This is a genomic window from Amycolatopsis pithecellobii (assembly GCF_009707865.1).
GTDB classification, from domain to species: Bacteria; Actinomycetota; Actinomycetes; order Mycobacteriales; family Pseudonocardiaceae; genus Amycolatopsis_E; species Amycolatopsis_E pithecellobii.
Genome location: NZ_WMBA01000008.1, coordinates 144526 through 166602 on the forward strand (window position 1 = coordinate 144526; position 22077 = coordinate 166602).

The following is a 22077-nucleotide window of genomic DNA, read 5'->3' on the forward strand; positions in this document are numbered from 1 at the left end:
AAGTGCTACGGACGTGCTACACCGCGGTAGAACGCGGTCGGCTCGAATCACCCGGTGGCAGTAACACCGTCACCGATAGGCCGCCGCCGACTACGGGTTCCGCCGAGACCTGGCCGCCGTGGGCTTCGACGGCCGCTCTGACGATCGACAGGCCCAGCCCCGCGCCGGAGCGGGCGGTGCGGGCGACGCCGGCTCGGCGGAAGGGTTCGAACAACTCCGCCACCGTCGCGGAGTCCACCAAGCCGCCGGACGATCGCACGCGCAGCGTCGCCCACCGCTCACCCGGCTGCGTGAGCACTTCGATCCAGCCGCGTTCCACGTTGTGCCGCACGGCGTTCTCCAGCAGGTTGCCCGCGATCCGTTCCAGCAGCGCGGGATCACCGCACACGCGCGCGGACTCCGTGGCGAACCGCGCCTGGATACCGTGCTGGTCCGCCTCGCCACGCACGGCGCGCCACGCGCTCGACACCACCGTCACCAGATCCACCGGTTCGTTCACGGCCAGGCCGGAACCGTCGGTGCGAGCCAGCAACAGCAACGAGTTCACCAGCTGCCCGGCACGTTCGGTCGCGTCCCGCACGACGTTGCCCATACGGCGCAGCTCCGCCGCGTCGGCATTGGGATCGGACAGGGTCACGTCCAGTTCGGTCCGGATCACCGAAAGCGGGGTTCGCAGCTCGTGACTGGCGTTGGCGACGAAATGCCGTTGCGCCTCGAATGCCGCCTGCAACCGGTCGAGCATCGCGTCGAACGTGTGCGCCAGCTCCGCCAGTTCACCCCGCGAATCGACGTGACCGATCCGTTCGCCGAGCGACTCGACCGAAAGCCGCTGCGCGGTGCCGGTGATCTCGCGCAACGGCCGCAGCACACCCGAGGTGAATGTCCAGGCCAGAATCGCCGTCGCGGCGACCACACAGAAGAACGCGATCGAGCCGAACAGCAGCACCTTGTCCCGCGCGTACTCGCGCATGTGCGCAGCCAGCGTGGACGCATCCACATCTACGCCGTTCACCCGGACCGTCGTGCCCGGCGGCAACTGGGGCACGGCGTCGACCGCGTCGCCGACGAGCGTCCACGCGAGCCACAGCAGCACAAGGCTCACCCCGGCGGCCAGCCCGGTCGCCAGCAACGTGATCCGTGCGCGCAGGCTGTTCACCGACCGCAGCCCGGCCCGCGGGTTCACCCCTTCATGGCACCGGCGTCCGGCACCCGGTATCCCGATCCCACCACGGTCTCGATGATGCCAGGCTCGCCCAGCTTCTTGCGCAGGGTCATCACCGTCACGCGCACGGTCGTGGTGAACGGGTCGGCGTTCTCGTCCCAGACCCGTTCCAGCAGCTCCTCGCTGCTGACCACGGCGCCCTTCGCCGACATCAGCACTTCGAGCACGCCGAACTCCTTGCGGGTCAGCTCGACCGGCCCGGCGGCGCGGCGCACTGTGCGGCGTGCCGGATCGAGCTCGACGTCACCCGCGGTCAGCAGCGGCGGCGCCGCCGGGGTGGCCCGGCGGCCGAGCGCCCGCACGCGGGCGACCAGCTCGGGGAAGGCGAACGGCTTGGCCAGGTAGTCGTCGGCGCCCAGCGACAGACCTTCGACCCGGTCGGACACCGTGCCGCTGGCGGTGAGCATCAGGACCCTGGTCAGCTCGCCGGAGGCGACGATCTCCTTGCACAGCTCATCACCGGGCATACCGGGCAGGTCGCGGTCGAGCAGCACCACGTCGTAGCGCGTGATACTCGCCTTCTCGTGCCCGTCGTCTCCGTTGAGCGCGACGTCGACGGCCATGCCCTCACGACGCAGCCCGCGGGCGATCGCGTCCGCGAGCGCCGCTTCGTCCTCGACTACCAGAATCCGCACGTGGACCACAGTCCCACAAGTTCCTGAGAAGAGCCTATAAGGACATCAGAGCCGTACCGACACATACTTCTTCCCGTCGAAGTTCTCCACCTCGACACCCGCCACGTCCGCGGGCGGGACCAGCGCGGCGGCGTCGAGTTCGGTGCCATTCCCTTCACCGGCGACCAGCCAGCTGCCCGCCTCTTCCCGCGTCCCGTCCCGGGACACGACGTACAGGCGGCACTTCTGGCCCTTCGGGATGCCGCTGACGGACGCGTTCACCCGCACCCAGCCGGCGGCCGGCTGCACCGCGACCGTCATCTTCGCGCCGGTCGCCGCGTCCGTGCCCGAGGCCGTCCTGGTGCCGGCCGCCTGCGTCACCTCGGGTGGCGCGACCGCGCGGCCGACCATGACACCACCTCCGGCGAACGCGGCGGCCACCACCACGGCTGCGGTCGCGGCGATGGTCCGGCCGCGGCGGACCTCTCGCCCGCTTTCCTGCCGTACCTGCCGCAAGGTGCGCTGCAACAGCAGATCCGCCCCATCGGGCGGGCCGTCGAGCAGCGCTTCGGGCGGCAACCCGTCCAACGCGGCCCGCGCCATCCGCAGCTCGGTCACCTCCGCCTGGCACCGCCCGCACGAAGCCAGGTGCCGCTCCATCGCACGCATCTCCCGCAAGTCCAGAGCTCCCAGCACGTACGCGCCCACCGAATCCGTCTCGTGTCCGATCACCCGGCCACCTCCGGGATCGCGACCTGCCGGCTTCCGCCGAAGGTCTGCCGCATCGCCCGGAGCGCGTAGTACGACCGCGACTTGACCGTGCCGGGCGGCACCCCGAGGCGTTCGGCCGCCTCCGCGACACTGCGGCCACGGAAGTAGATCTCGGTCAGCACGTCCCGGTGCTCCGGGGACAGCCGTTCCAGTGCGTCGAGCACGACCATCGAATTCACCACCGAATCGGCGTGGTCGTCCTGCACCGGCCCGGTGACCGTCGTTTCGGCCACCTCCGCCGGCCGGGCGGCCTTGGCCCGGTAGCGGTCGGTGACGATGTTGCGGGCCACCGTCAGCAGCCAGCCGCGTACCGAGCCCTTGCCGTTGGTCAGTGAATCCGGATGCCGCCAGGCACGGACCAGGGTTTCCTGGACGACGTCCTCGGCCGCGGCCTGATCGTTCGTCAGCCGGGTCGCGTAGGCGAGGAGCGCCCGTCCGTGTTCTTGATAGAGCGCTCGGATCAGTGCCTCATCGGCAACCGCCGCTCGTTTGCGGGCCCACAGAGCCGGCATCCGGCCACTCCTTGATCTCTTCAGTAAGTCGAGTTTGTGGTGGTGGGTTTCTTGCCGTCGGCGACCTTGCAGCCGGCGGGTTCGACCTCGAACCAGGTGCCGCCGACGGCGTGCCCGTTCGCCTGCCCCGGCGCGGTGTCCTTGGCGAAGCGGTACATCGGCCAGCCGCCGACGGTGACCTGCTCGGTGCCATCGGCGCGGCGCACCTTGCCGACGAGCTTCGGGTCCACCCCGTTGATCTTGACGTCCCCCTGCGCCAGCAGGGGCGGCCACTTCGCGGCACAGTCACCGTCGCAAGTGGACTTCGACGGTTTCTTGCTGTCCTTGGTGAACAGGTAGAGCGTCATCCCGTTCTGGTCGGTCAGCACCGTGTCGAGACCGGGGATGTCGGTCGTGTTGATCGCGGTCTGTTCCGCCGGTGCGGCCGCGCCGGCCTTCGCACCGGCCGGGGTGACCGCGCTCCAGGCACCGCCGACACCCTGTCCCTTGGCCTGTCCCGGTGCGGTGTCCTTGGCGTAGCGGTAAACCGCCCAGCCGTTGACCGTGATCTGCTGGGTGCCATCGGTGCGCATCAAGGTGCCGACGAGTTTCGAGTCCACGCCCTGCACATCGACCGATCCGGTGGCCAGCACCGGCGGCCACGCCGTCGCGCAGTCACCGTCGCAATTGGACTGTGGCGGATTCGCGGTGTCTTTGTCGAAGCGGTAGAGCGTCATGCCGTTCGCATCGGTCAGCACCTGACCGAGGCCCTGGACGTTCGCCGCCGTCAGCTTCACGGTGGCGGCGGGCTGGGCCACGGCCTGGCGCTGCACCGCGACCGGCGGGTTGGTGGCACCGCTGTCCGCGGTGCCGGCGGTGCTACTGCAGGCGCCGAGCAGGCCGAGGCTGAGCACGGCGGTGGCCGTGACGAAGTGACGCGCTGACATGGGGGCTCCTTCGCTGGCTGATGGTCCCGCGGCTGCCGCGAAGACCGGCACCAGGCACACGGGTGCCGGCGCGGCCCGGTTCAGCCCGTTTCCGGGTTTTCCGGGCCGCGCCGGCGCCGGTTCACTCGTTACAGGTCCGGCCCGAATTCACGCAGTTGACCAGGCGCCACATGATGCGCTGCGACATCACGTTGGCGAAGTCGTCGTGATCGGACAGTGGATTGTGGTGTTCCTCGGGGAACGAGTCCACTTTGTACTGTCCGGCGGTCTGGACGGCACGCGGGATGTCGTAGGTCAGGGTGACCCGGAGTTGGGGCACCGCAACGAATCCCTGCTTGCACCGGCCGTTCGCGTCGGGGAACACGATATGCGTGCGATGGTTGGCGCTGTCGATGTTCTTGCCGTCCCAGCAGCTCGGGAAGTCGTGGATCCGCTCGACTTTGCTGCCTTCGGGGCAGATCGGGTACTTCTCGGTGAGCCGGTCCTCGAACCCGGTGCAGGTCCAGCTGGCCCGCGCGTTCGCCGGGCCGTTGGCGCCTTCCTTCGCGTCACCGTAAAGCACCCGCAGGAACTGCGGCATCGCACGAACCCGGGTCACCGGGTTGCCGCGGAAGGTCAGCGCCACGGTGGCCGGGCGCTGGATCTCGCCGTCGTTGCCGGCCACTTCGTTGTTCTCGTCCGGGCCCGGCAGCTCGCTCGCCGACGTGGTGGTCGACGGTGCGGGCGCACTGGTCGTCGTCTCCGGCGGCCGGTTTCCCTTGCCACCACGGCCACGCCGCTGCGACTGGGCCGCCTTCACATCCGGCCCGTCGCTGTTCTGGTCACCGTTGTCGATACCGTCGCTGTTCTGGTCCTTCACCGCGCAAGTGGCCAGGTCCTGGCTCTGGTCCAGCTGTCCTCCGGCGGCCTGGGCGATCTTGTCGATGCTTGCCTTTCGCTTGTCCTTCAACGGGTTCAGTACGGTCGCCGGGTCACCGCCACCGGCCTGCACGTCGGCCATCTGCGCGTTCGCCGCATCGGCTTCCTGATCGAGGGTATCCAGTTCGGTGTCCACTGTGGACTGCGCCTGATCCGGTACCTCGTTCAGCTGGCTGGCCACGTCCGGGCAGTCCACCCGCGGAGTTACCGCATCCTGGATGGCGGCGGCACGCTCGGCGTCGACGTCGGCCTCCGCGGGCTGCTCGGGTGCGTTGCTCTTCTCTTCGTCTCCGGTGTCGATGCGCACCACCGGCCAGAAATAGGCGGACTTGTCACCGTTCTTGCAGGTGGTGCCACCCGCCAGCAGACTCTTGTTGTTCGAGTCGGCGTTGGTGGTCAGGTTGCCGACGTAGTCGTGCAGATGCTGGGCGCCGTTGCGGATGCCGGGCTGTGCGATGAAGTTGTCGGGGTTGAAGTGGCCGTTCTCGTTCTTGCCACAGTCCACCGTGAACGTGCCCTTCGACGCGAACCTGTTCGCGGGCGGGGTTTTCACGTTGGGCGCGACGGTGGTGATGTCGACGAAGAAGGACTTGTCGACGGCGTCGGCGCTGGCGTGTCCGACGTCGCCGACGGTGGTCGCGACGACGACGCCACTCACCGCCAGTACCAGTCCGATACCGCCGGTCAGGATCTTGGTCCGGCGGGTGACGCGATGTCGGCCGTCTGTGCGGGCCATGCAGTACTCACCTCGTTCGGTTTCCGCCGAGGGGCGCCCGCGACGGGGGCAGCCACCAAGGCAACAGCAGGGATTGAGAGTGGTGACGGAGAAGGCCCCCGAGGCCCGTCACTGAGTCATACGGACGCGAGGCTTAGGTAGTTCAAAATGCGACCTGGCCGTTATCTTGCCGTTATAACGCCTGGTCAGCGAGGGATGGTTTCGAGCAGCTCGCCGTCCATCGTGCGGACCTCGAACCGGGCGATCTCGGCCGGGGACAACGCGGTGCCGCCGGAAATACGCAGCGGATCCAGCACCGCGCCGCCGGGCGCGGGCACCGACCAGTTGCTGACGGTCTGTTCCGGCCCGGCCCACGGCACGGCGACCAGCCGGCAGGAGCGGGGGCCGCTGAGCCCGCTCAGCACGAGATCGACATTCGAGCCCCAGGCGGTCGGTTGCACGATCACCTGAGCCTGCAACGATTTGCCGGCCTCGCTTCCGGCGAACATGCTCGCCGTGCCGGGGTCGGGCGGCGAGGAACTCGGCGTGCTCGCCACGACCGGGGCGGGCGCTTCGGCGACCGGAGCCGAACCGGACGGCAGCACCGCGAGTGTGATGAGCGGTCCGGCGATGATCAGCAGGACCGCGACCGCGCAGGCCACCCGGGTGAGGATCTTGCGGCGGCGCCGGATCCTGGCCAGCTCGTCGAACATCCCGCCGAGCGGCCGCGGCTGCGGGATCGGCGGGTCCGGCCAGTACTTGCCGACCTCGGCCAGTATCTCCGGCAGCTCGTAGAACTCGAGGAGATCGAACTGGCAATGCGGACAGTCGAGCAGGTGTGCCTCGAAACGAGTCCGCTCGGCCTCGTCGAGGACACCGAGGACGTAAGCGGCGATGTCGGTGTGCGCGACCCCTCCCAACGTCGCGTCACCCCCGATCTCGTAAGGCCCGCCGTAGCGCGCGTACCGCGTGGTAGATCCGGGACTTGACCGTACCGGGCGGAATCCCGAGTGAGATCGCCACCTCGTTCACGGTCCGGTCACGGATGTAGGTCTGCAGCACGGCTTCCCGCTGTTCCGGCGAGAGGTTGCCGAGCGCCTCGTACACCACCATCGCGGCAAGGGTGCGGTCGGATTCGTCGGGCACGCCGACCGAATCCGGCTCGGCCTCCTCGACCTCCTGCGGGCGCGCCTGCCTGCTGCGCCAGCCGTCGATGACGATGCGGCGCGCCACGGTGTAGAGCCAGGCGCGCAGCATCTCCGGTTCGCGGTCGAGCTTGTCGGCGTTGCGCCACGCGCGGATCAGCGTCTCCTGCACGACGTCCTCGGCCCACTGCCGGTCGCCGGCGGTCAGGGTCAGCACGAACGCGAGTAACGGCCTGCCGAACTCCTGGTACAGCGCGGCGGCAAGTTCCTCGTGACCGGTGCCGGACTCTGGCTCGACAACGGTTCTCAATGATCGACTGTGGCGTCCCACGGCGGACATCTTTACGGTGAACTCGGCAGTAGTCCAGTACCAAAAAATTCTGTTCACATTCTTTGAACCGCATCAGCCCGGCCCGCGTATCCCCCGGCGAAGGCCCCGAAGAACGCTGACCCCCGACAGCGTTTCCCTCCACTTTGGACAGAATTGTCCACAGTGGATTCACTGTGCTCGCATGCAGGTCTTTTCATGCGCGAGCACCTACCCTGGCCCCCGACAGGGAAGGACGTTTCTTTGATGCACGGCAAATCAAGGCCGGTGCTTCCGCTGGTGGCAGCGGGTGTGGCGCTGATCGCCGCCACCACCGGCTGTGACGTGGCGAAACCGTATTCCTCCGCCGCGAGCGGCGGCATGATGGCCGACATGAGCCCGGCGAGTGACAAGCCGGCGTTGGCCGAGGTCCGCGCGTTCGACCTCGGTCAGATTGTCGTCGACGGCGGCGGATTCACCGTCTACCGCTACGACAAGGACAGCGCCAACCCGCCGGAGTCCACCTGCAACGACGCCTGCGCGCAGCAGTGGAAACCCGTCCCGGCCGCCGCGACCGAGAATCTGCGTGGTCTCGACAAATCCGCTGTCGGCACGATGACCAGGCAGGACGGCACCGATCAGGCCACTTTGCACGGCTGGCCGCTGTACCGGTACGCCAAGGACGCCATGCCCGGCGAGACGGCAGGGCAGGGCACCGGCGGCGCGTGGTTTCCCATTACTCCGCAAGGCACGAAGGTGACCGCCGTCGCGAATCCCGGGCAGTCCGATGTATTCGGGCTGTGAACGGGGAATCGCGCGCGCATTGGTCCTGCTGGTCCTGGTGGTAATAGGCCAATTGGCCGTACCTGTATTCGCCTCGGCACAAATCGCGACGGTGAGCGATTCCGATCGCGATTTGCTCAACCGGGTCCGCCAGGCCGGGTTGTGGGAAATGCCGTCGGGCGACATGGCCCGCGTGCGCGCGCAGACCCCGCAGGTGCGCGACGTCGGCCAGACCCTCATGGTCGACCACGGCAGGCTCGACGTGCAGGTACGGCAACTGGCCGCGAAATACGGCGTCGTACTGCCCGACCAGGCCACCGCGGACCAGCAGAGCTGGCTCGCCGAGGAACGCGCCGCGACGACGACGTCGGACTTCGAGCGCGTCTTCGTCAACCGGCTGCGCGCGGCGCACGGCGTCATCTTCGCCGTGATCGCCCAGGTGCGGGCCGGCACGCGCAACGACGACATCCGCGCGTTCGCGGCGACGGCGAACCAGGTGGTGCTGCGCCACATCTCGTTGCTGGAGAGCACCGGGCTGGTGGACTACAACGCACTCCCGCAGCCAACAGTGAGCTCCACAGCGGCGACTTCAGCGGCCTCCGCGCTCAACCTCGGCTCCATGGACATCGCCACCAGCGTGGCGCTCGGTCTGCTGGTGTGCGGCGCGACGCTGCTGGTGCTGTGGCTCATCCGCAATTCGGCGAGAAGAAGACATCGATCAGGAGAAAACCATGCACGTGACCGCGACCCCGAACCGGCGAAAGAGCCGGTCCGCTAGCTCCGGGAGGCGGCGATGACCGCCGTCGCGGACGGCTGGGCGTGGGCACTCATGCCCATGGCTCAGCAATCGACGGATGCCGGGTTGCGCGGCGTGGCGCAGATGTCCGCCCGTATCGCCTATGTGTTCATGTGCCTCACCCTGTGCTGGGGTGTGCTGACCGCGACCGGCTGGGTCCGTAACCTCACCGGCCGGAAAGCGTTGCGCGGTGGGCACATGGTGCTGGCGACGCTGACCCTCGCGTTCGGCGTCGTGCACGCGGCGGCGTTCTACTTCCTTTCCGTCGGCGCGTTCTCCATCGCCAGGCTGACGGTGCCGTTCCTGCCCAGCGGGCTGGCCCGGCACGCGTTCGGCATCATCGGCCTCGAGCTGATGATCGCGATCGCGATCACCGCGGGCATGCACCGGTTCATCGCCTACCGGCGCTGGCTGTGGCTGCACCGCCTGGCGTACCTGGCGATCCCGTTGCTGGCGGTGCATTCGTTCTTCGGCGCGATCGCCAACGGGCATCTCGCGGTGCTGTGGCTGGCCGGGATCACCCTGCTGGTGCCGGTGGTGACGCTGTCGGTGCTGCGGTTCCTGCCGTCGCGCGCCCTGGAACGGATCGGCCTCGTGGAGGAGCTCGTATGAAGACGCTCGACCGTTTCCGCGGCCCGCGCATCAGTGTGGACAACGACCGTTGCGAGGTCTACGGCATCTGCGTGTGGGAGGCGCCGGCGCTGTTCCAGCTCGACCGGGACGGCCGGTTGCGCTACCGCAGGCAGCTCGAGGACGCCGATTTCGCCCAGGCGGCCGCGGCGGCGCGCTGCTGCCCGATGCAGGCCATCGTGTTGAGAGGGATGAGCGATGAGTGATGGAGACCGGATCGTCATCGTCGGCGCCGGGGTGGCGGGCCTGCGCTCGGCCGAACGCCTGCGGGAACTCGGTTTCGACGGCGAGATCGTGATCGTCGGTGACGAACGCCGCAAGCCGTATCACCGGCCGATGGTGTCGAAACAGCTGGTGACCGGCCAGGTGCGGCCGATCGACGTGGACCTCAAGTCCTATGTGGACTTGGACGCGCACTGGCGGCTGGGCACCCGCGCCACGCACCTGGACACGAAACAGCGGGTCGTGCACCTGCCCGGCAAGGAAGATCTCTGGTACGACGGGCTGATCATCGCTACCGGCGTGGTGCCACGGCATCTGGCCGGCGCGCCGCGGCACGACCCGCGGGTGCGGGTGCTGCGCACGGTCGAGGACGCGATGTCGTTGCGGCGGGCGCTGACCGCGAGCAGCAAACCGGCGGTGGTGATCGGCAGCGGACTGATCGGCTGCGAGTTCGCGGCGAGCATGCGCACGCTGGGCCGGGACGTGACGCTGGTGGGTCACGCCAAGGCGCCGCTGTACCGGTTCGGCCCCCGGGTCGCGGAGGCGGTGACGGAGACGCACGAGAAGCACCGGGCGGGCCTGGCGATGAACTCGGAGGTGCGGCACTGGATCAGCACGAAGGACGCGTTCGGGCTGCACTTGACGAACAACAAGCTGGTGGTGGCGAGCTGTGTGGTGCTGGCGATCGGCAGCGTGCCCGCGGTGGACTGGCTGCGCGGTTCCGGCCTGGACATCTCCGACGGCGTGCTGTGCGAGGCGACGCTGTTCGCCGAGGGCGCCGACGACGTGGTGGTCGCCGGTGACGCGGCGCGCTGGCCCAACCTGCGCTTCGACGAGACACCACGGCGGGTCGAGCACTGGATCAACGCGGTCGAGTCGGCCCGCGCGGCGGCGGAGAACCTGATGGCGGGACGGCACCTGGCGAAGCCGTTCACGCCGCTGCCGCGGGCGTGGTCGAGCATCTACGAGCACCGGCTGCAGATGGCCGGCATGCCCGCACTGGGCGAGGACACGGTGCGGCTGGACGACGGCGTGACCGGGTTCCTGCGCAGCGGCCAACTGGTCGGCGCGGCGAGCTGGGACAAGCCGCGCGCGATGCTGCGATGGACCGCCGAACTGGAACGTCGCCTGCCGGTGCCCGAGTACACCCCCCAACCGGCGCCGTCACTGGAGACCGAGGCGTTGCCGGCGCTGTCGGAGGACATGGTGTTCTCCGACGAAGAATGGCTCCGCGTGGAACAAGGCGTCTGAGCGGCGCCTGTGCTCCGGACTCGCGGGCGCCGGCCCCTCGGCCCGCGAGTCCGACCGGCAGCCCGGGCCCGTCAGTCGGCGGGTTCGGGCTGCGGGTCGGGGACCAGGTTCGCGGCCCATTCGGTCACCCGGCGTGCGACGTCCTGGGCGGTCAGGCCCACGCGCGCCAGTACCTCCTCGCGCGAGCCGTGCACGTGGAACTCCTGCGGTACCCCCAGATCCCGCAGCGGCACGTCGCATTCGGCGTCCCGGAGCAGGGCCGCCAGTGCCGAGCCGAACCCGCCGTGCCTGCCGCTGTCTTCGACCGTCACCACGAGCCGGTGCGCCTTCGCCAGCGCCACCAGCTCCCCCGGCGCCGGCACCACCCAGCGCGGGTCCACGACCGTCACGCCGATCCCCTGGTCCGCCAGCCGTTCCGCCGCCGCCAAGCCCAGCCGGGCGAACGCGCCGACCGCGACCAGCAGCACATCCGCCTCATCGGCCGGCTTGTGCAGGATGTCCACCACGCCACGTCGCTCGATCGCCGGGACCGACTCGACGACGCTGCCCTTCGAGAACCGCAGCGCGGTCGGCCCGTCGGACACCGCCACCGCTTCGCGGAGTTCTTCGCGCAGCGTCTCGGCGTCCCGCGGGGCGGCGACCCGGATACCCGGCACCATGCCCAGCAGCGACAGATCCCACATCCCGTGATGGCTCGGCCCGTCCGGCCCGGTGATACCGGCGCGGTCCAGCACCAGCGTCACCGGCTGCCGGTGCAGTGCCACGTCCATCAGCAGCTGGTCGAACGCACGGTTGAGGAACGTCGAGTACACCGCGACCACCGGGTGCAGCCCGCCCATGGCCAGGCCCGCCGCCGACGTCACCGCGTGCTGCTCGGCGATCCCCACGTCGTACCAGCGGTCCGGAAAGCGCTCGGCGAACTTTTCCAGACCTGTGGAGCGCAGCATCGCCGCGGTGATCGCGACGATGTCCTCCCGCTCGGCGCCGATGGTGGCCAGCTCGTCCGCGAACACCGACGTCCAGCTGCGCCCCTTCGGCTTGGGCAGGCCGGTCTCCGGGTCGATCGGGTCGGTCTGGTGCATCTGGTCGGCCTCGTGGTTGACCGCCGGCGGGTACCCGTGGCCCTTCTCCGTGACCGCGTGCACCACGACCGGCCCGCCGAACGCCTTCGCCGCGACGAACGCCCGCTCCAGCGCCTGCAGATCGTGCCCGTCCACCGGCCCGAGGTACTTCAGCCCCAGGTCGGAGAACATCATCTGCGGGCTGAGCGCGTCCTTGATCCCGGCCTTCGCCGCATGCAGCGCCGCATAGATGGTGCGGCCCACGACCGGCGTGTGCAGCAACAGTTCCCGGCCGCCGTCGAGCATCCGCTCGTAGCCCGGCTGCAACCGCAATGCCGCGAGATGTTCGGCGAACCCGCCGATCGTCGGCGAGTACGAACGCCCGTTGTCGTTGACCACGATCACCACCGGCCTGCCCGGCTCGGCGGCGATGTTGTTGAGCGCCTCCCAGCACATCCCGCCGGTCAGCGCGCCGTCACCGACGACGGCGACCGTGTGCCTGCGGCCGCCCGCGAGTTCGAACGCCTTCGACAGACCGTCCACATAGGACAAAGCGGTGGAGGCGTGGCTGTTCTCGACGAAGTCGTGCTCGCTCTCGGCACGAATCGGATAACCGGCCACCCCGCCCTGCTGGCGCAACAGGTCGAACCCTTCGCGACGGCCGGTGACGATCTTGTGCACGTAACTCTGGTGCCCGACGTCGAACACGATCGCGTCACGGGGGGAGTCGAACACGCGGTGCAGGGCGATCGTCAGCTCGACGACGCCGAGGTTCGGCCCGAGGTGCCCGCCCGCGCGCCGCACCCGGTCGACCAGGAACTCACGGATCTCCCCCGCCAGCTGCTCCAACTGGCCCTGCCCCATGCGCTTGAGGTCGGCCGGTCCGTGCACAGACTCAAGCAACGTCACATTCCACCTCACGTGTTCGATCCTGCGATCGTCCGCCCAGTGTACGAAGGAACGCCACCGCGCACTGGCGGTCGGGTCACCCTACTCTCCGCCGGCACTCACGGACGGTGAGAACGTGGCCGGGATAACTGCTGCGGAGGAGTACCGGGAACTACCCGCTGTGGCCGATCGCGTGGCACCGGTGGCCGCCGGGAGAGTGAAAAGAGGGTCCGTCCGGCTGGTTCAGCGGCTGAGCAGCGCGATGCATTCGACGTGGTGCGTCATCGGGAACGCGTCGAACGCCCGCAGCCGCTCGAGCCGGTACCCGCCGCCGGTGAATGTGGCCACGTCACGCGCCAGCGCCGCCGGATCGCAAGCCACATATACGATCCGCGCCGGTGCACGCTCCACAATGGACTCGACGACGGCGCGGCCGGCGCCGGACCGCGGCGGGTCGAGCACCACCACCTCGGGCCGTCCCGGGAGATCCCGCAGCACATGCTCGACCCGTCCGCACCGCCAGCTCAGCTGCGGCAGGTCGGCCAGCGCGACCTCGCCATCGGCGACCGCGCGCCGCCCCGACTCGATCGCCACCACCTCGCCACCCGGCCCGACCTGCCCGGCCAGCACCGACGCGAACAGGCCGACCCCCGCGTAGAGATCCCACACCAGCGCGTCACTCGACGCGCCCGCCCACTCCCCCACGACCTGCGCGAACATGCCGGCCGCGGCCGGATGCACCTGCCAGAACCCGTGCGCGTCGAACTTCCAGTCACGCCCGGCGGCATTCTGTACCGCGGTCCCGCCGGCGAGCTGCCTGGCGCGCCGCTTGCCCCGCACGACGCTCAGCTCACGCACGTGCGTCCGCCCGTCACCGTCGGCGGTCACCTCGACCTCGGTGTCCGGCCGCCATCGCCGCGACAGCACCGCATCGAGCGCGCCGGGCACAGCGATCGGGCACCCGTCGAGCGGCACCACCCGGTGGCTGTGGTGCGCCCGCAGCCCCGCCCGGCCGTCCTTCCCTGCGATCAGCCGGACCCGGCTGCGCCAGCCGAGCGGACCACCCGGCAAGGCTTCCACCGTGACCGGCCACTCGATGCCGGCCAGGCGCGAGAGCTGCTCGGCGACCACCCGCGACTTGAGCTCGCGCTGGAAGTCATGCGTCGCGTGCTGCCAGTCACAACCGCCACACTCCGCGGCGACCGGGCACGGCGGCTCGACCCGTTCCGGTGCCGGCTCGAGCACCTTCACCGCGTCCGCCCGGCAGTACGAACCACCCTTGTCCTCGGTGACCTCGGCCAGCACCACCTCACCGGGCAGCGCATGCCGGACGAACACCACGCGACCGTCCACACGCGACACACAATGCCCGCCGTGTGCGACGGGGCCGACCTCGGCCTCGAGCGTGCGGCCGAGCCAGTTCACTTTCGCTCCGACTGGTACAGACCACGCCGCACGTCACCGGCGACCGGCCGTGCCCTGGTCAGCCTGCGCGCCGCGGCCTGCGACGAGGCGAGCTGCCACGGCACGCTCGCCACGACCACCCCTGGCTGGAACAGCAGCCTTCCCTTGAGCCGCAACGCACTCTGGTTGTGCAGCACCTGCTCCCACCAGCGCCCGACCACGTACTCCGGGATGAAGACGGTGACCACATTGCGCGGATTGTCCCCGCGCACCCGCTTGACGTAGTCCACGACCGGCTTGGTGATCTCACGGTAGGGCGATTCCAGCACCTTGAGCGGCACCTTGAAACCGTGCTGTTCCCACTCCAGGGTCAGCGCGCGGGTCTCCTCGTCGTCGACGTTGACCGTCACGGCTTCCAGCACATCCGGCCGGAATGCCTTCGCGTACGCCAGCGCCCGCAACGTGGGCAGGTGCATCTTCGAGACCAGCACGATCGCGTGGTTGCGCGAGGGCAGCACATCCGGCCGGTAGCCGTCCACTTCGGACAGTTCCTGGGCGACGCGGTCGTAGTGCCTGCGGATACCCGTCATCAGCACGAAGATCACGACCATCGCGGCGATCGCGATCCACGCGCCGAGCAGGAACTTGGTGATCAGCACGATCACCAGCACCGTGCCCGTGCACACCAGGCCGATCGCGTTGACCGTCTGCGACCGGCGCATCCGCCGCCGCACGGCCGGGTCCGTTTCCCTTGCCAGCAACCGGTTCCAGTGCCGGATCATGCCGGCCTGGCTGACCGTGAACGACACGAACACACCCACGATGTACAGCTGGATCAGCCGGGTCACCTCGGCGTCGAACGCGATGATCAGCACCAGCGCGAACGCGGCGAGGAACAGGATGCCGTTGGAGTAGGCGAGCCGGTCGCCACGCGTGTGCAACTGCCGCGGCAGGAAACGGTCCTGCGCCAGGATCGACCCGAGCACCGGGAAACCGTTGAACGCCGTGTTCGCGGCCAGCAGCAGGATGACCCCGGTGGCGAAGGAAATGTAGTAGAAACCCGGCGGGAAACCCTGGAACACCGCCTCCGCGATCTGCGTGACGATCGTCTTCTGCTGGTAGCCGGCGGGGGCGCCGATGAGCTGGGTCTGCGGATCGTCGGCGAACTTGACGCCGGTGATGATCGCCAGCGCGATGATCCCGATCAGCATGCTCACCGCGAGCACACCCATCATCAGCAGCGTCGTGGCCGCGTTCTTCGACTTCGGCTTGCGGAACGCCGGGACACCGTTGCTGATCGCCTCGACCCCGGTCAGCGCCGCCGCGCCGGAGGAGAACGACCGCAGGATCAGGAAGACGAACGCGAACCCGGCGAGCGAGCTCTCCTCGTGGAGGCTGAACCCGGAGCTCTCGGCGTGCAGCGGCGTCCCGGTCACGGCTTCGATCAGGCCCCACAGCACCATCAACAGGATGCCGATGATGAAGCCGTAGGTCGGGATCGCGAAGGCTTTGCCCGATTCACGCACGCCGCGCAGGTTCAGCGCGGTCAGCACGGCCACGATCGTGATCGCGAACACGACCTTGTGCTGGGCTACGAACGGGATGGCGGAGCCGATGTTCGCCACGCCCGAGGACGTCGACACGGCCACCGTGAGCACGTAGTCCACGAGCAGGGCGCTGGCGACGGTGAGCCCGAATCTGCGCCCGAGATTCGTGGTGGCGACCTCGTAATCGCCGCCGCCGCTGGGGTAGGCGTGCACGTTCTGCCGGTAGGACGCCACCACGACCAGCATGACCAGCGCAACCGCGACCCCGATCCACGGCGCGAGCGCGTAGGCCGACAGGCCCGCGACACTCAGTGTCAGGAAGATCTCCTCGGGCGCGTAGGCGACGCTGGAGAGCGCGTCCGAGGCGAAAATGGGCAGCGCGATGCGCTTGGGCAGCAGCGTATGGGACAGCCGGTCGCTGCGGAACGGACGGCCAAGAAGCAGCCTTTTTGCCACGGTCGCGAACTTCGGCACGCTTGGAGCCTACTGTGGCGCCTAGCGCGTCGATGAGGGGTGGCGGTTGGGTGACGGGCGGGACTAGCCGGGAGGAGATACAGGGTAGGTTCTGCGCTGGCGTAACGCGGGGAACCGCCGTTCGGGCTACGCACAGGAGGCAAGCGGGTGCACGTGGTGATCATGGGATGCGGCCGGGTGGGCGCGTCCTTGGCCGCGGCGCTGGAGCGTCTCGGCCACGATGTCGCGGTGATCGACAAGGCGCAGGAGTCGTTCCGGCGCCTCGGCCCTGACTTCCACGGCCGGCAGATCGTCGGGAACGGGTTCGACCGTGAGGTGCTCGTCGAGGCCGGGATCGAAAGAGCCGGCGCCTTCGCGGCGGTCTCCAGCGGGGACAACTCGAACATCATCTCCGCGCGGGTCGCGCGGGAGACGTTCGGCATCCAGCACGTGGTGGCGCGCATCTACGACCCGAAGCGCGCCGCGGTCTACGAACGGCTCGGCATCCCCACGGTCGCGACGGTCCCGTGGACCACCGACCGGTTCCTGCGCACGCTCCTGCCAGAAGGCGTGGCGTCGGCGTGGCGGGACCCGACGGGCAACATGGCCGTGCTGCAACTGCCGCTGCACGAGGGCTGGGTCGGGCGCAGCGTCCGCGAGCTCCAGGAGGCCACCGGCGCGCGGGTGGCATTCATCATGCGGTTCGGTACGCCGGTGCTGCCGGACGAGAAAACCGTGCTGCAGGCCGATGATCTGGTTTATGTGGCCGCGCGCTCCGGCACGGTCAGCGATGTCACAAGCGTCGCGGCCAGGGCTCCGGAGGAGGAGGGCTGATGCGTGAAAATCGCGCAGCCACGCATCGAGCCCGACCGGGCGCGGGCGCCCCGCAAAACACCGAGGAGGGCTGATGAGGATCGCGATCGCCGGCGCGGGTGCCGTGGGGCGCTCCATCGCCCATGAGCTCATCGACGGCGGCCATCAGGTGATGCTGATCGAGCGGTCGCCGGGTCATTTCGAACCGGAGACCGTCGAGCAGGCCGACTGGGTTCTCGGTGACGCGTGCGAGGTCTCGACACTGGAGGAGTCCGGGATCGAGCGTTGCGATGTCGTGATCGCCGCGACCGGGGACGACAAGGTCAACGTCGTCGTCGCGTTGCTGGCGAAGACCGAGTTCGCGGTACGGCGCGTCGTGGCGCGGGTGAACGACCCGGCGAACGAGTGGCTGTTCACCGACGCGTGGGGCGTGGACGTCGCGGTGTCGACGCCGCGCATGCTGGCGGCGATGGTCGAAGAAGCCGTGAGCGTCGGCGACCTCGTGCGGTTGATGACGTTCCGGCAGAGCCAGGCGAACCTCGTGGAGCTCACGCTGCCGCAGGAGACGCCGCTGGCGGGCCGGCCGGTCAGCGAGATCGCGCTCCCCCGCGACGCCGCACTGGTGACCATCCTGCGCGGCGAGCGGGTCATCGTGCCGCAGCCGGAAGACCCCCTCGAGCCAGGCGACGAGCTCCTGTTCGTCGCGAACGCGGAAGTCGAACCCGAGGTCCGCCGAGCACTGGGCTACTAACGGTCGAACCGCCAGCGGGTGGCACCGTACGGTTCCTCGGTCGCGACGCCGATCGCGGTATGGAAGGTGAAGCGGTACACCTGCCACGGCGGCGCTCCGGCGCTCGGCGCGTTGTACGGGGCGGTCAGCGCGTCCCCCTGGACTTCGGCGGGCCAGCCACCCTCGCGGTAGCCGGCCGCGACCCGTTCGATGACGTCCGGCTCGGTCACCCTGGCCGCCGACCCGTCGAGCACCATGTCGATCCCGGGCAGCCGGACGGAGATCGTGCAGACGGGGTTGACGGCCAGATCACGCGCCTTGCGTGCCGCCGGGCTGCTGGTGAAGTAGAAATCGCCGTCGAGCCACTGGGCGCCGACCCCGGCCGCGTGCGGGGTGCCGTCCGGCCGCGCGGTGCCGAGGAAGTAAGTGATCTCGGGCGTCGGTTCCCCCGCGAGCGCGGCGCGGGCACGACTCCACTCCAGCTCAGGAGAGCCGTAACGGTCGAGGTTCTTGGATTCGGCGGGCGTCAAATCGGTCATGCCAGGACAGACCGCCGGGCCACCGGAAAGTCATCGGCCCGCTACGCCTGCTCGCCGTACTTGAGCCGGAGTGCGGCCTCGGTCTTGGCCTCGTCGGCGACATCGGCCTCGTGCAGCGCCTTGAGGCGCTTGTCCGAGCGGCGCACCGCCCAGACGACCACGAGCAGCGCCAGCGCGTACAGCGGGTACCCCATCGCGATCTTCGCGAACGCCAGCCAGCCCGTCTGATCGGAGTCGTAGAGCCAGCGCTGCACGACGAACCGGGCACCGAACAACGCGGCCATCACGAGCGTCGCCACGTCGTAGCCGAGGCGGGACGGCTTGTCCTTGCGCCACGCTGTGCCCGCGGCGTTGACCGCGTTCCAGATGACGCCGACGAGCGGCCAGCGCAGCAGGATGGACACGACGAACACCCCGCAGTACACCAGGCTCGCCCAGATGCCGAACAGGAAGAACCCCTTGGCCGAACCCGTGCGGTAGGCGATGAACGCGGCGATGGCCACCCCGAAGAACCCGGAGATCGCCGGCTGCAACGGCTCCTTGCGCACGACGCGCAGCACGGTGATCGCCACCGCGCTGCCGACCGCGCTCCAGATTCCGGCCTGCAGCCCGAAGAAGGCGTTGACCAACACGAACACCGCGATCGGCGCCGAGGAGTAGAGAAGCCCGGACACCCCGCCCATCTGCTCGAGCATGGTGGGTTCCGGCTTGTCCGGAGTCTTGTCTTCGGCGCCGGCGGGTTCAGTCACGATTCGGGTACCAACTCAGGATGTCGTCTGCAGTTCGTAGAACGGGTTGTACAGCACCTTCTGGCCGTCACGCTCGGCCATCCGGCCGCTCACCTTGATCGTCCTGCCCGGCTCGATGCCCGGGATCCGGCGCCGTCCGAGCCACACTAGCGTCACGCCCGCGGTTCCGTCGAACAACTCAGCCCGTAGGGTGGCGGCCTCGTCGTCGGGGCACAGCTCGACGCTGCGGAGTCTTCCGAGCACGGTCACTTCCTCGCCCGAACGGCAGTCGCAGGCACGCTGCGCCCCGACCGCCTCGGATTTTTCGGAGAGATCGTCCGCGTCGAGCTCGTCGACGTCACTGGTCAGCTTACGAACCAACCGGCTGAAATAGCCGCCCTCTTTGGCGGACATAAGCGGTGCTCCTGTTGTCCGGGGCCCCCGACTGGAACGGCCCGTACACGGTTAAACGTTAGGTGGTCATCTTCGGTTCCAGGCAAGGGAAACCGGTTTGCGGCAAGATCGCAACGTGACGTCGGCTATCTCGCGACCTCGCGCGGTCCTGCTACCGGGCACCGGCTCGGACGAGGTGTTCGTGCGCGCCGTTTTCGCAGCTCCGCTGGCCGACATCGGCGTGGAGGCGGTGACGCCGCGCCCGCCCGCCGGCGAAAAGCTCGCCGTGGGCTTCCTCACTTTGCTCGACGAGCTGTCCGCGGACGGCCCCGTGCTGGCCGGCGGGGTCTCCTTCGGAGCTCATCTCGCGGCCGAATGGGCGGTGCGGAACCCGGACCGGTGCGCCGGGCTTCTGCTCGCGTTGCCCGCCTGGCATGGCAAGCCGGGCAACGCACCGGCCTCGCGCGCGGCGAAGGCGTCGGCGGACCTGGTCGAGTCCCAAGGCCTCGAGAAGGCGCTGGCGTTGTCGGTGGCCGGGGTCCCGCCGTGGCTCGCGGCCGAACTGACCCGGGCCTGGCGCCGTCATGGCGACGGCCTCGCCGCGAGCCTGCGGGTAGCCGCGGACCATCCGGCGCCGACCCTCGCCGAGCTGCGTGCGCTCGACGTTCCGGCCGGGATCGCGGCCTGCACCGACGACCCGGTGCATCCGCTGGCGGCCGCGCGGGAGTGGGCGTCCGCCATGCCCCGCGCGGCGATCACCGAGACGACACTGACGGCACTGGGCGCCGACCCCGCGTCACTGGGCCGCGCCGCGGTGCGTGCGCTGGCTCAGCGCACGGTATTGACGGTGATGGATCGGTAACGACGCGCGAAGCCGGTATCCAGCGTCACCAGGGCGAGCCCGGCGGCCTGCGCGAACGCGGCGAGGTAATCGTCAGTCCAGAGCTTGTGGCTGTTGTCGTCGCGCGCCGACATCGCGCGCCAAGCCTGCTCCAGCTGTGTTGGTTCCCCTGCCCACCGCACGCGATCGTCGAACCTGAGCTGGTCGATGACCTGCCAGGCGTCCGCCCGGGTGAGCACGTCATCGCCCATGACAGCCGGGTTGGACAGGAGCCGCAGTAAACCCATCTCCACGACCCGGCACAGTCGGAGATCGCCGGTCTGCTCCTCGAACCAACGGGATACCCGTGGATGATGAGCATGTCCGGCCCAGACCGCGGCCAGCCAGACGCCGACATCCAGCAGCATCAGCGACTGCCGTGTTTCTCGGCATCCTCGGCCGCGAAGATCGCCTCGATACCGGCGTTGGTCAGCTCGACCTTGCCCGGCCTGGTGCTGCCGACCAGCGGCAGACGCACGCGGGTTCGCTGCCCGGCCGGCGCAAGGTTGCCGAGCTCGTGCGTGACCGCACGAGCAAGAAAGTCCTTGAGGCTTTCCCCACGGGAGGCCGCCTCCGACTTGGCGGCCCGGAGGAGGTCTTCCGGCAGTTCAACCGTGGTGCGCATAAAAGCATATTAGCGCATGCTCACGCCTGCTGTGCCTCCTGCTGTTGCGCGATGTGCTGGGCGACGGCGTCGGGCAGCGTGATGGGCAGTGGCGAGCGCACCGGCATCGGAGCGTCGCCGCGGACGACGATCGTGCCGCGGACGATGTCGCGCAGCACCCCGGGCGCCTCGGCGGACGCCGACTGCGGGCCGGCGATCACCCCGCGCAGCATCCAGCGCGGCCCGTCCACGCCGACGAACCGCAGCGCGACATCCCCGATCAGCGCGGACAGCTCGAAACCCCACTCGCCCTGGCCCGGCGACACCCGGGCCCCGTCCTTGCGCAGTTGCTCGGTCAGCTCGGTGCCGACCTCCTCCCACAGCCCGCCGGACCGCGGCGCGGCGTAGGCGCTCACCGTGATCTGGCCCTGCGGGGTGACGACGTGCACCGCGCGCACGCCACCGGCTGCCGGGTCCATCTCGACCTGGACCTGCGCGCCGTCGGGCACCGGCACGCGCACCGAACCCAGATCGATCCGCGGCACCTCGTCCTCGGGCGCGTCGGCCTCGTCGAACGGTCCGTCGACGACGACCGGCCGCGGCGCCTCGTACTCGTCGTATTCGCTGGGCTCGTCGAACTCGTCCGGTTCGGGCAGGGCATGCCGGCCTCGCGGCTGCTCGGGCTCCGGCTGCCGCCGCCTGCGTCCGAAAATGGCCACTACTTCCTCGCTCCTTCCCCAGGCACGCTGTTCAGCGTGGCATGCCCGCCGGTGGATCCGTAACCACCGGCCCCGCGCTCGGACGCCGCCAGTTCGGCGACTTCCACGAACTCGGCGGTCTCGACACGCTGCACGACCAGCTGCGCGATCCGGTCGCCCCGCGACAGCGTGAGCGGTTCGCGCGGGTCGTGGTTGATCAGGCACACCCGGATCTCGCCCCGATAGCCGGAGTCGATGGTTCCCGGCGTGTTCACGACCGACAGCCCGGCACGCGCCGCCAGTCCCGACCGCGGATGCACGAAACCGGCGTAGCCATCGGGTAAGGCGATCGCGATACCGGTGCCGACGACGATCCGCTCGCCAGGGGGCAGCACGACGTCTTGGGTGGTCACGAGATCGGCCCCGGCATCGCCGGGACGCGCATAACTGGGAAGCGGCACACCCGGATCGACGCGGGTGAGCAGGACCTGCACGGTGGACACGGGCGGCGAGACTACCCTGAACGC

At 69.4% G+C, this 22077-nt stretch carries 26 protein-coding genes; 8 read left to right on the forward strand and 18 right to left on the reverse strand.

Features of this window, described 5'->3' with window-relative positions:
* Nucleotides 1-16 precede the first annotated feature (16 nt).
* The 8 genes from GKO32_RS08225 to GKO32_RS08260 form a co-directional block, all read right to left on the reverse strand.
* Nucleotides 17-1183, reverse strand: a complete 1167-nt coding sequence (locus GKO32_RS08225) for a sensor histidine kinase (RefSeq protein ID WP_312867654.1) — start codon at nt 1181-1183, stop codon at nt 17-19.
* Nucleotides 1180-1857 (reverse strand): response regulator transcription factor, encoded by a 678-nt coding sequence (locus tag GKO32_RS08230; protein WP_312867655.1) that lies wholly within the window; start codon nt 1855-1857, stop codon nt 1180-1182. The genes GKO32_RS08225 and GKO32_RS08230 overlap by 4 nt, the downstream gene beginning before the upstream one ends.
* Before the next feature lie 45 nt (nt 1858-1902).
* Complete coding sequence (locus tag GKO32_RS08235; RefSeq protein ID WP_312867656.1) at nt 1903-2568, reverse strand: anti-sigma factor family protein; 666 nt, start codon at nt 2566-2568, stop codon at nt 1903-1905.
* Entirely contained in the window at nt 2565-3119 is a 555-nt protein-coding gene (locus GKO32_RS08240) for a sigma-70 family RNA polymerase sigma factor (protein WP_154756183.1), read from the reverse strand. Before GKO32_RS08240 ends, GKO32_RS08235 begins: the two co-directional genes overlap by 4 nt.
* A 20-nt stretch (nt 3120-3139) precedes the next feature.
* Entirely contained in the window at nt 3140-4045 is a 906-nt protein-coding gene (locus tag GKO32_RS08245; protein ID WP_154756184.1) for an SCO0930 family lipoprotein, read from the reverse strand.
* 121 nt (nt 4046-4166) lie between these two features.
* On the reverse strand, nt 4167-5699 hold the full coding sequence (locus GKO32_RS08250) for a DUF1996 domain-containing protein (RefSeq protein ID WP_154756185.1): 1533 nt from the start codon (nt 5697-5699) through the stop codon (nt 4167-4169).
* A 185-nt stretch (nt 5700-5884) separates the two neighbouring features.
* Nucleotides 5885-6598, reverse strand: coding sequence for a zf-HC2 domain-containing protein (locus GKO32_RS08255; RefSeq protein ID WP_154756186.1), 714 nt, complete (start codon nt 6596-6598; stop codon nt 5885-5887).
* 7 nt (nt 6599-6605) lie between these two features.
* The gene (locus tag GKO32_RS08260; RefSeq protein ID WP_312867657.1) at nt 6606-7154 is read right to left on the reverse strand and encodes a sigma-70 family RNA polymerase sigma factor; all 549 of its coding nucleotides are present in this window, start codon (nt 7152-7154) and stop codon (nt 6606-6608) included.
* Between the two features lie 243 nt (nt 7155-7397).
* On the opposite strand from GKO32_RS08260, the gene GKO32_RS08265 reads away from it, so the two are divergent.
* The 5 genes from GKO32_RS08265 to GKO32_RS08285 are packed head-to-tail and all read left to right on the forward strand — an operon-like array spanning nt 7398 to nt 10812.
* Nucleotides 7398-7934 (forward strand): hypothetical protein, encoded by a 537-nt coding sequence (locus GKO32_RS08265; protein ID WP_154756188.1) that lies wholly within the window; start codon nt 7398-7400, stop codon nt 7932-7934.
* Nucleotides 7918-8691, forward strand: coding sequence for a DUF4142 domain-containing protein (locus GKO32_RS08270; RefSeq protein WP_154756189.1), 774 nt, complete (start codon nt 7918-7920; stop codon nt 8689-8691). Before GKO32_RS08265 ends, GKO32_RS08270 begins: the two co-directional genes overlap by 17 nt.
* Nucleotides 8692-8706: 15 nt before the next feature.
* Nucleotides 8707-9321: a ferric reductase-like transmembrane domain-containing protein gene (locus GKO32_RS08275; protein WP_154756190.1), complete on the forward strand. Its 615-nt coding sequence runs from the start codon at nt 8707-8709 to the stop codon at nt 9319-9321.
* A complete protein-coding gene (locus GKO32_RS08280) occupies nt 9318-9545 on the forward strand; it encodes a ferredoxin (RefSeq protein WP_154756191.1) in 228 nt (75 codons plus the stop codon). The genes GKO32_RS08275 and GKO32_RS08280 overlap by 4 nt, the downstream gene beginning before the upstream one ends.
* Nucleotides 9538-10812 carry an NAD(P)/FAD-dependent oxidoreductase gene (locus GKO32_RS08285; RefSeq protein ID WP_154756192.1) on the forward strand — a complete coding sequence of 425 codons (1275 nt, stop codon included), beginning with the start codon at nt 9538-9540 and terminating at the stop codon, nt 10810-10812. Before GKO32_RS08280 ends, GKO32_RS08285 begins: the two co-directional genes overlap by 8 nt.
* 71 nt (nt 10813-10883) lie before the next feature.
* On the opposite strand, the gene dxs is transcribed toward GKO32_RS08285, so the two are convergent.
* The 3 genes from dxs to GKO32_RS08300 form a co-directional block, all read right to left on the reverse strand.
* On the reverse strand, nt 10884-12782 hold the full coding sequence (gene dxs, locus GKO32_RS08290; RefSeq protein WP_312867659.1) for a 1-deoxy-D-xylulose-5-phosphate synthase: 1899 nt from the start codon (nt 12780-12782) through the stop codon (nt 10884-10886).
* A 222-nt stretch (nt 12783-13004) separates the two neighbouring features.
* Nucleotides 13005-14186, reverse strand: a complete 1182-nt coding sequence (locus GKO32_RS08295) for a class I SAM-dependent RNA methyltransferase (protein ID WP_312867660.1) — start codon at nt 14184-14186, stop codon at nt 13005-13007.
* Nucleotides 14183-16186 carry an APC family permease gene (locus GKO32_RS08300; protein ID WP_312867661.1) on the reverse strand — a complete coding sequence of 668 codons (2004 nt, stop codon included), beginning with the start codon at nt 16184-16186 and terminating at the stop codon, nt 14183-14185. Before GKO32_RS08300 ends, GKO32_RS08295 begins: the two co-directional genes overlap by 4 nt.
* 147 nt (nt 16187-16333) lie before the next feature.
* Here GKO32_RS08300 and GKO32_RS08305 point away from each other — a divergent pair, with 147 nt between their 5' ends.
* Together GKO32_RS08305 and GKO32_RS08310 are read left to right on the forward strand one after the other, a co-directional pair.
* Complete coding sequence (locus GKO32_RS08305) at nt 16334-16999, forward strand: potassium channel family protein (RefSeq protein WP_312867662.1); 666 nt, start codon at nt 16334-16336, stop codon at nt 16997-16999.
* 73 nt (nt 17000-17072) lie between these two features.
* Nucleotides 17073-17729 carry a potassium channel family protein gene (locus tag GKO32_RS08310; protein WP_154756193.1) on the forward strand — a complete coding sequence of 219 codons (657 nt, stop codon included), beginning with the start codon at nt 17073-17075 and terminating at the stop codon, nt 17727-17729.
* Here the strand turns inward: GKO32_RS08310 and GKO32_RS08315 are convergent.
* The 3 genes from GKO32_RS08315 to GKO32_RS08325 are packed head-to-tail and all read right to left on the reverse strand — an operon-like array spanning nt 17726 to nt 19389.
* A complete protein-coding gene (locus GKO32_RS08315; RefSeq protein ID WP_154756194.1) occupies nt 17726-18247 on the reverse strand; it encodes a pyridoxamine 5'-phosphate oxidase family protein in 522 nt (173 codons plus the stop codon). The genes GKO32_RS08310 and GKO32_RS08315 overlap by 4 nt on opposite strands.
* A 41-nt stretch (nt 18248-18288) precedes the next feature.
* Nucleotides 18289-18996, reverse strand: coding sequence for a DUF3159 domain-containing protein (locus GKO32_RS08320; protein ID WP_312867663.1), 708 nt, complete (start codon nt 18994-18996; stop codon nt 18289-18291).
* Nucleotides 18997-19011: 15 nt separating this feature from the next.
* Nucleotides 19012-19389 carry an OB-fold nucleic acid binding domain-containing protein gene (locus GKO32_RS08325; protein ID WP_154756195.1) on the reverse strand — a complete coding sequence of 126 codons (378 nt, stop codon included), beginning with the start codon at nt 19387-19389 and terminating at the stop codon, nt 19012-19014.
* A gap of 115 nt (nt 19390-19504) precedes the next feature.
* Here GKO32_RS08325 and GKO32_RS08330 point away from each other — a divergent pair, with 115 nt between their 5' ends.
* Nucleotides 19505-20230 (forward strand): alpha/beta fold hydrolase, encoded by a 726-nt coding sequence (locus GKO32_RS08330; RefSeq protein ID WP_312867664.1) that lies wholly within the window; start codon nt 19505-19507, stop codon nt 20228-20230.
* Here the strand turns inward: GKO32_RS08330 and GKO32_RS08335 are convergent.
* The 4 genes from GKO32_RS08335 to dut are packed head-to-tail and all read right to left on the reverse strand — an operon-like array spanning nt 20197 to nt 22053.
* A complete protein-coding gene (locus GKO32_RS08335; RefSeq protein ID WP_154756197.1) occupies nt 20197-20616 on the reverse strand; it encodes a TA system VapC family ribonuclease toxin in 420 nt (139 codons plus the stop codon). The genes GKO32_RS08330 and GKO32_RS08335 overlap by 34 nt on opposite strands.
* On the reverse strand, nt 20616-20873 hold the full coding sequence (locus tag GKO32_RS08340; protein ID WP_154756198.1) for a hypothetical protein: 258 nt from the start codon (nt 20871-20873) through the stop codon (nt 20616-20618). Before GKO32_RS08340 ends, GKO32_RS08335 begins: the two co-directional genes overlap by 1 nt.
* Nucleotides 20874-20893: 20 nt before the next feature.
* Nucleotides 20894-21571 carry a DUF3710 domain-containing protein gene (locus GKO32_RS08345; RefSeq protein ID WP_312867665.1) on the reverse strand — a complete coding sequence of 226 codons (678 nt, stop codon included), beginning with the start codon at nt 21569-21571 and terminating at the stop codon, nt 20894-20896.
* Nucleotides 21571-22053 carry a dUTP diphosphatase gene (gene dut, locus GKO32_RS08350; protein WP_166459425.1) on the reverse strand — a complete coding sequence of 161 codons (483 nt, stop codon included), beginning with the start codon at nt 22051-22053 and terminating at the stop codon, nt 21571-21573. Before dut ends, GKO32_RS08345 begins: the two co-directional genes overlap by 1 nt.
* Nucleotides 22054-22077 lie beyond the last annotated feature (24 nt).